Origin of the sequence: Propylenella binzhouense (assembly GCF_009866965.1) — a bacterium.
Taxonomy (GTDB): domain Bacteria; phylum Pseudomonadota; class Alphaproteobacteria; order Rhizobiales; family Afifellaceae; genus Propylenella; species Propylenella binzhouense.
In genome coordinates, this window is the sequence record NZ_SPKJ01000149.1 from 1 (window position 1) to 6,912 (window position 6,912).

The window sequence follows — 6,912 nt, forward strand, 5'->3', positions numbered from 1 at the left end:
CGGCCCGGCCCGCGCCGGCCGCCGCAGCGGAGCCCGAGCCCGCGCCGCTGCCGAAGGCGGTCCCCGTGAAGACGCGCGAGATCGCACTCGCCGCGCTTTCGCGGCCCGAGGCGCAGCCATTGACGCAGGCGCAGGACGTGACGCCGGAAGCCGCGCCGGCCGTCGCCGCCGCGGCGGCAACGGATCTCGCCATGGCACCGGTCCCGAAGACCAAGCCCGCCGGCTCGGGCAGGCCCGCGGCAATCCCCGCGGCCGATTCGACCCAGGTGGCGATGATCGCATCGGACGCGACCGCCGCCTACGCCGCCATGGCGGCGGCCGCCATCCCGGAAGGCAGGCCGCTCGCCGCCGGCTCCGCCGTCGCGGCTGCGAACGCCCTCGGCGCCGGAGCCGCCCAGATGCCCACGGCGCGGCCGAGCTATCAGCTCGCCTATTCCGCAGCAATCGGGGTTCCCGGTGACGCCGCGGCACTGCCCGTGCCGAGGCTCCGCCCCGCCGCCCTGCAGAAGGTCGCGGCGACCGGCACGGCTCCGACGGCCGCGGCGCCGATGGCGGATGCGCAGCAGGCGGCTGCCAGCCGGCCGGTCCGCGCGACGGCAACCGCTGCGCCGAGCACGGCCGACGCGGAGGCGCTCGGCAGGCTGATGGCAAACGCCACGGCGAACACGAAGGGCTTCGCCCGCCTCGCGATGCCGCGGCCGAGCGCCCGGACCGGCCTCTTCGCCGTGCCTGAATCGGCCGCCCGGCTGGAAAGCGTCGTGCTGCCCGCCAATCCGCCGTCGGACCGGTTCAGCGGCGGCACGCTCGACACCACCGACAGCGAAACGGCCGCGGCCTTCCGCTACGCGAGCCTGCGGTAGCGGTCCGCCGGTCCCGCTCCCGATCACCAGATTTTCATCGCGGCGCCGCTGGCGCCGCGTCCGGCGCCTCCATAGCATGCCCTGCGCCAATTCCGGCCCGCAGCAGGCGCAGCCATGTCGAGCATCGGCATCGATCCCCGCCTTTCCGCCCCGCAAGGCCCGCCCGCGGGCACATGGCCGGCGCTCGCGCTGGTCGGGCTGGCACTTGCGAGCACGCTCTTCGCCGCCGGCTGGCTGCTCGCCTGCGGGCCAGCCTTCTTCGCGCTGCCCGCCCTCGGCTACCTCGTGATCGCCGCCACAGTGCTCGCCCAGGCCGAGTCCCACCACCGGCACGAAAGGTTCGGCGCGCCCAATGTCGTCACGCTCCTGCGCGGAGCGGTGGGCCTTCTGCTCGTCGCCGTCCTTGCGGAGCGCCTCGCCGCCAACGTCGCCCTGCTCCGGGCCGGCGACTGGCCGGTCGTCACAGCCGCCGGCATCGCCTTCGCGCTCGACTGGATCGACGGCCCGATCGCCCGCAGGCGCAACCTCACGAGCCCCTTCGGCGCACGCTTCGACATGGAGATGGACGCGCTCTGCGTGCTCGTCGTCTCGGCCATCCTGGTCGCGAGCGCGAAGGTCCCGCTTTGGGCGCTCGGGATCGGCGCGACGCGCTACGTCTTCGTCGCCGTCGGCTGGGCGTTTCCGAGGCTCGCGACGCCGCTGCCCCCCTCCTTCCGGCGCAAGGCGGTCTGCGTGCTGCAATATGTCGTGCTGCTCGCCGCCCTGGCCCCGCCGGTCGGACCGCGCACGGCATCCGCGCTCGCCTGCTTCGGGCTCGCGGCGCTCGTCTGGTCCTTCGCCGTCGATATCGGCTGGATCCTGCGGCAGGGCCGGTCCGCGACGTGAGGGCGGCGCGGCGCGCACCTGGGCCGCCGCCTCGCAGGTGAAGGGAGCAGCCCGTGCCGAAATACGTGACCATCGGGTACGGCGACGAAGCCGGCTACAAGCGGACCGCCCCCGGCATCCGCGATGCCGCGCATGCGAATGACGACGCGCTCAAGCGGCGCGGAGCGCTGATCGGCATCGCGGGGTCGCCGGTTCAGGTGCGCAACCCCGACGCCACCGGCATTCGGACGGAGAACGCCGCCTTCCTTTCGGCGCCTCTGCCGGTCGCGGGATTCGCGATCATCGAGGCTGCCGATCTCGACGAAGCGATTCGGCTCGTTTCCGGATCGCCCTGCGCGGTCGCCCATGGCGTCGTCGAAATTTGGCCTCTCGAAGGTGCGTAGACGCGGAGCGATGTCGCGAACGGAAAGAGATCCGGGAACGATCCGGCCATCGGAGCGAATGGAGGCGGCCGCGCCGAAGGCTGACCGCCCGCACCAAGGCTTCGCCCTTCCGGGCGGCACGCTCGACCTGCCGGCGCTTTCCGGGCTGCTGCGCTCGCTGGCGATCTATTACGGCCGCCCTCTCCGGGCGCGGCGGATGCGGGCGTTCTACCGGCAGATGGTCCGCCCGGGAGACCTCGTCTTCGACGTGGGCGCCCATGTCGGCAGCCGCGCGCGGGCGTTCCATGCGCTCGGCGCGCGCGTCGTCGCGATCGAACCGCAGCCGCTCTTCGCCGGCCTCCTCCGCACGATCCTTCCGCGCGAGCGGATGACGCTGCTCGCCTGCGCCCTCGCCGCGCATGAAGGCGAGACCGAGCTTCTGGTCTCCCGGCGACATCCGACCGTTTCGACGGTCAGCCCCGACTTCGCAAAGGGCCTGGACGGGGCCGCCGGCTTCGACCATGTCCGCTGGGACAGGCGCGTGCGGGTGCCCGTGACGACCCTCGACCGGCTGATCGAGACCTACGGCATGCCCGCCTTCGTGAAGATCGACGCCGAGGGCTTCGAGGCGGACATCCTTGCCGGCCTCTCGCAGCCGGTCCCGCTCCTCTCCTTCGAATACCTGCCCGCCCTCCCCGCAATCACGGATGCCTGCCTCGCGCGGCTCGAAACCTTCGGCCGGTACCGCTTCAACGCCGTCACGGGCGAGGCCCAGGCCTTCCTGTGGCCGGACTGGGCAAGCCCCGCGGAGCTTCGCCGGCGGCTGCCCGGCCTGCGTGCGAGCGGGCGCTCCGGGGACCTCTAGGCGCGGCTCGAGAGCGCCCGCTCGTGAGGGTAGAGGAATATCGCTTGAGCCGACGCCCGCTCCGGCGTCAGATCGCCCCATGAACGATGCGGCGAACCGGACGGAGATTGCGGGAAGGGCCATCCCGGAGCGTCGTGCTGTCCTCGCCGCAGGCGCCGCCGCGCTCATCCTCCTTCTCGCCCTGGCGCTCCCGGACGATCCGTTCCGGCTCACGCCGTCAGGCTTCGCGCGCCTGCCGCTGGAATTCGCCCTTCTCGTCGGGCTGCTCGCAATTCTCGGCCCCCGCTGGCGCATGCCGGTCTCAGCCGCCGCGGGCCTTCTCCTCGCCCTCCTCGTGCTCGCGAAGCTCGCGAGCCTGGCGACCCATGCGGCCTATGGCCGGCCGCCGAGGCCCGCGCTCGACCTCGCGCTCCTGCCGGCGGCCTGGAACCTCTCTTCCGGCGCCCTCGGCGCACCGCTCGCCTTCGCCGCGGCAGCGGCCCTTGCCGCGGCGGCGGCGGGCCTCGCGTTTCTCCTCTTCCGCGCGAGCCGCGCGCTCGCCCGGGTGCTTCCCGCCCTGCCGCCCATGGCTCCGGCCGGCTTCGCGGCGGCATCGGCGGCGCTCTTCCTCGCCGCGGGCGCAGGCGGCCCGGTCTCGGCCGGGTCGAGCCGCTTCGCCGCCGCGCAGGCGGCGTCCGCCTATGCGAGCCTCGCCGACGGACCGCGCTTCCGCTCCGAAGCGGCGCACGACCCCTTCGCCTCGATCCCCGACGCCGATCTCCTCGCCGATCTGCACGACCGGGACGTCGCCCTGATCTTCGTGGAATCCTACGGCCGGAGCGCGCTCGAATCGCCGCGCTTCGCGGCGGGCACGAGGGCCGCGCTCGAGGCCGCCGATAGCGAGATCGCCGGGGCCGGCTTCTCCGCGGCAAGCGGCTGGCTCTCCTCTCCCACCGTGGGCGGCCTCTCCTGGCTCGCGCACGCGACGCTCCTCTCCGGGCTCAGGATCGCCGACCAGAACCGCTACGACGCGCTCGTGACGAGCCGCCGGGCAACGCTCGTCTCCGACTTCGCGCGGGCCGGGTGGCGCACGGTCGCCGTCGTCCCGGCGATCACCATGGCTTGGCCGGAAGGCCGCTTCTTCGGCTACGACCGCATCCTCGACGCCGCGGCGCTCGATTATGCGGGCAGGCCGTTCAACTGGATCACCATGCCGGACCAGTTCACGCTGAAGCGCTTCCGCGATCGCGAGCTCGCGCCGACGACGAGGCAGCCGGTCTTCGCCGAGATCGCATTGATCTCCAGCCACGCGCCCTGGACGCCGATCCCGCCCGTCATCGACTGGGACGCAATCGGGGACGGCACGATATTCGACCGCTGGGCCGAATCGGGCGACCCGCCGGAGGTCGTGTGGCGCGATCCCGAGAGGATCCGCAGCCAATACGGCCTCTCCATCGACTACGTGCTGCGGACGATCGGCAGCTTCGTCGCGCGCTACCGCGACCCGAACCTCGTTCTCATCGTCGTCGGCGACCACCAGCCGGCACCGCTCGTCACCGGCGCGGAGGCGGGCGCCGACGTTCCGATCCACGTCATCAGCGCCGATCCCAAGGTGCTGCAAGCGGCGGCGGACTGGGGATTTTCGCCCGGGCTCCTGCCGGAACCGGAGGCGGCGGCCCTGCCGATGGAGGATCTGCGCGCCCGGATCCTCGAAAGCTTCACGCCGCGCCCGAGCCGGGCGCTCGCCGCCGCTCCGGACGCTATTCCGCCGCGTCCCGGCCCGGATCGTCCCCGAACTCGATGAGGTGGCCGGCACGCTCGGACTTGGTCCGCAGGTAGCGGCGGTTCTCCGGCGTCACCTGGCCGAAGATCGGCGTGCGATTGACCACGTCGATGCCGGCCTCGCGCAGGAACTCGACCTTGGACGGATTGTTGGTGAGAAGGTCGACCCGATCCGCGCCGAGGCCGCGCAGCATCGCGACCGCCGCGTCGTAGCCGCGGCCGTCCGGCCCGAAGCCCAGCATGGCGTCCGCCTCGATCGTATCGAGCCCGGCATCCTGGTGGCCGTAGGCATGCATCTTGGCCGCGATGCCGGTGCCGCGCCCCTCCTGGTCCAGATAGAGGAGGATGCCGCCGCCGCGCTCGTGCAGCGCGCGCAGCCCGTCGCGGAGCTGGTCGCCGCAATCACATTTGAGCGAGCCGAAGAGGTCGCCGGTGATGCAGGAGGAATGGAGGCGGACCGGAACGACGCCCGAAAGGTCGGGCGCGCCGACGATCACGGCGAGCTGATCGCGCTGCGCCAGCCCGCCGCGGAAGACGACGAAGGTGGTGTCGCCGATTTCGGCGAGCGGCACGCGCGCCCGGCTCACCTCCTCGAACCGGCGCCCGGCGCCGGTACGGGCAAGCTCGAGATCGTCGGCTCCGAGCTTCACCATCCCGGATTCGCTGCCGGCGCGCTCCGCCACCGGCGCCACGGCCACCGCGGGCAGCAGGAGCGCGAGCCGCGCGAGCTCGCTCGCCGCCGTGCTCGCCGGCGTCGCGGGCCCGACACCCGGCAGGACGGCCTTGGCCTCGGCGATCGGGCCGTATCCGATCGTCACGGCCTCCGCATGCGAAAGGCCCGCGAGCGGCACGAGAACGCCGGCCGCGCCCGGAATGTCGAGCAGTTCCGCGCGCCAGCGGGTCAGATGGAGCGCATGCCCGCCGCCGGCGAGCGCGGCGAAGCGGTCATAGACCGCCGGCGTCGTCGCATCGAGGGCCAGCACGGCGAGAGGGCCCGAATCGCTGGCGAGGAGGACGGGCCGTCCGGCCCGCAACTCCGCCACCGCACGCTCGACGCGCACTTCCGGTCCGCTGTCGAATCCCCCGGAGTCCGTCATCGAGTTCCTTCCCAGTCACCTGACACGCGGCCGTGCGCTAGATTTAAGGCGCGGCGGGCCTTTACAAGTCCGTTCTGCATCACGCCGAGGCAATAATGAAGTTCGCACCAGAGCCTATCTCGGTTACCGCGCGCGTCTGGGACCGGCTCCTGGCCCAGCGCGATCGGTTTCCGGAGCCGCCTCCGGTCGGCTGGAGCGCCGGCGAGCAGGCGGCGTGGGCCCTCTATGCACCGCTCCTCGGCCCGGCGGAAGCGCCTTTCGTGCTCGCCCAGGTTGGACAATCGCTCGACGGGCGGGTCGGCACGCCGGCCGGCGACTGCCGCGAGGTGTCCGGTCCGGACGGGCTGGCCCATCTCCACCGCACCCGCGCCCTGGTCCAGGGCGTTCTCGTCGGCGCCACCACCGTGCTCGCGGACGATCCCCGCCTGACCGTGCGGCTCGCGGAGGGACCCGACCCGGCCCGGCTCGTCGTCGATCCGCATGGCCGCGTGCCGGCCGATGCGAGCATCTGGGCGGCGGGTTCGCGCCGGATCGCGATCCAGGCCTGCGAGGTGGCGCGCCCGGAAGGGGTCGAGATCGTCCGGATCCGGCACGACGGCGAGCAGGGCAGCGATCCGCGCTGCATCGCGAGCGCGCTTGCCGCGCTCGGCATCAGGCGGATCCTCGTCGAGGGCGGCGCCCGCACCATCGCGAAGTTCCTCGATTCCGGCCTGCTCGACCGGCTCCATGTCGCCATCTCGCCGAAGATCATCGGCTCAGGCCCGGCCGGCCTGGCGCGCGCGCCGATCAGCCTGCTCGCAGACGCGATCACCCCGGAGGCGACGGTCTATCCGCTCGGCAGCGACGTGCTCTTCGACTGCGCGCTGCGGCGGCGCTGACGGCCTCATCCGCCGGGTATGCCGAGAAGGTCGGTGTGCCCGATCTCGACGCGCAGCGCCGCGGCGGGATCGAGCCGCGCCGCCTCCCACGCCTCGATCGCCGCCCGATCGGCGCAGTGCCGCCGCGCCGCCGCCGCGATGCCGCGCACCAGCGCGTCCGAAAGCGCACGCTCCGCCGACCCGAGCCGCCAGGGGCTCGAGGCC

General features: G+C 73.2%; 6 protein-coding genes and 2 pseudogenes. 6 read left to right on the forward strand and 2 right to left on the reverse strand.

Annotated elements, in window-relative coordinates:
- The 5 genes and pseudogenes from E4O86_RS21670 to E4O86_RS21690 all read left to right on the forward strand — a co-directional run.
- Positions 1-860: pseudogene (locus tag E4O86_RS21670) on the forward strand (hypothetical protein); the annotation flags it as partial.
- Between the two features lie 114 nt (positions 861-974).
- The gene (locus E4O86_RS21675; RefSeq protein ID WP_161142637.1) at positions 975-1,745 is read left to right on the forward strand and encodes a CDP-alcohol phosphatidyltransferase family protein; all 771 of its coding nucleotides are present in this window, start codon (positions 975-977) and stop codon (positions 1,743-1,745) included.
- Positions 1,746-1,798: 53 nt separating this feature from the next.
- Complete coding sequence (locus tag E4O86_RS21680; protein WP_161142638.1) at positions 1,799-2,128, forward strand: YciI family protein; 330 nt, start codon at positions 1,799-1,801, stop codon at positions 2,126-2,128.
- 58 nt (positions 2,129-2,186) lie between these two features.
- Positions 2,187-2,972 (forward strand): FkbM family methyltransferase, encoded by a 786-nt coding sequence (locus E4O86_RS21685; protein ID WP_161142639.1) that lies wholly within the window; start codon positions 2,187-2,189, stop codon positions 2,970-2,972.
- A gap of 79 nt (positions 2,973-3,051) precedes the next feature.
- Entirely contained in the window at positions 3,052-4,755 is a 1,704-nt protein-coding gene (locus E4O86_RS21690) for a sulfatase-like hydrolase/transferase (protein ID WP_161142640.1), read from the forward strand.
- On the opposite strand, the gene ribA is transcribed toward E4O86_RS21690, so the two are convergent.
- Positions 4,712-5,830 (reverse strand): GTP cyclohydrolase II RibA, encoded by a 1,119-nt coding sequence (ribA, locus tag E4O86_RS21695; RefSeq protein ID WP_161142641.1) that lies wholly within the window; start codon positions 5,828-5,830, stop codon positions 4,712-4,714. The genes E4O86_RS21690 and ribA overlap by 44 nt on opposite strands.
- 95 nt (positions 5,831-5,925) lie before the next feature.
- Here ribA and E4O86_RS21700 point away from each other — a divergent pair, with 95 nt between their 5' ends.
- Positions 5,926-6,708: a RibD family protein gene (locus tag E4O86_RS21700; protein WP_161142642.1), complete on the forward strand. Its 783-nt coding sequence runs from the start codon at positions 5,926-5,928 to the stop codon at positions 6,706-6,708.
- 5 nt (positions 6,709-6,713) lie between these two features.
- Here E4O86_RS21700 and E4O86_RS21705 read toward each other — a convergent pair.
- A pseudogene (locus E4O86_RS21705) lies at positions 6,714-6,912 on the reverse strand (SAM-dependent methyltransferase); the annotation flags it as partial.

Coding starts and splice junctions, on each gene's coding strand:
- E4O86_RS21675 (WP_161142637.1), top strand. CDS start 975: ATGTCGAGCATCGGCATCGATCCCCGCCTTTCCGCCCCGCAAGGCCCG.
- E4O86_RS21685 (WP_161142639.1), top strand. CDS start 2,187: ATGGAGGCGGCCGCGCCGAAGGCTGACCGCCCGCACCAAGGCTTCGCC.
- E4O86_RS21690 (WP_161142640.1), top strand. CDS start 3,052: ATGAACGATGCGGCGAACCGGACGGAGATTGCGGGAAGGGCCATCCCG.
- ribA (WP_161142641.1), bottom strand. CDS start 5,830: ATGACGGACTCCGGGGGATTCGACAGCGGACCGGAAGTGCGCGTCGAG.
- E4O86_RS21700 (WP_161142642.1), top strand. CDS start 5,926: ATGAAGTTCGCACCAGAGCCTATCTCGGTTACCGCGCGCGTCTGGGAC.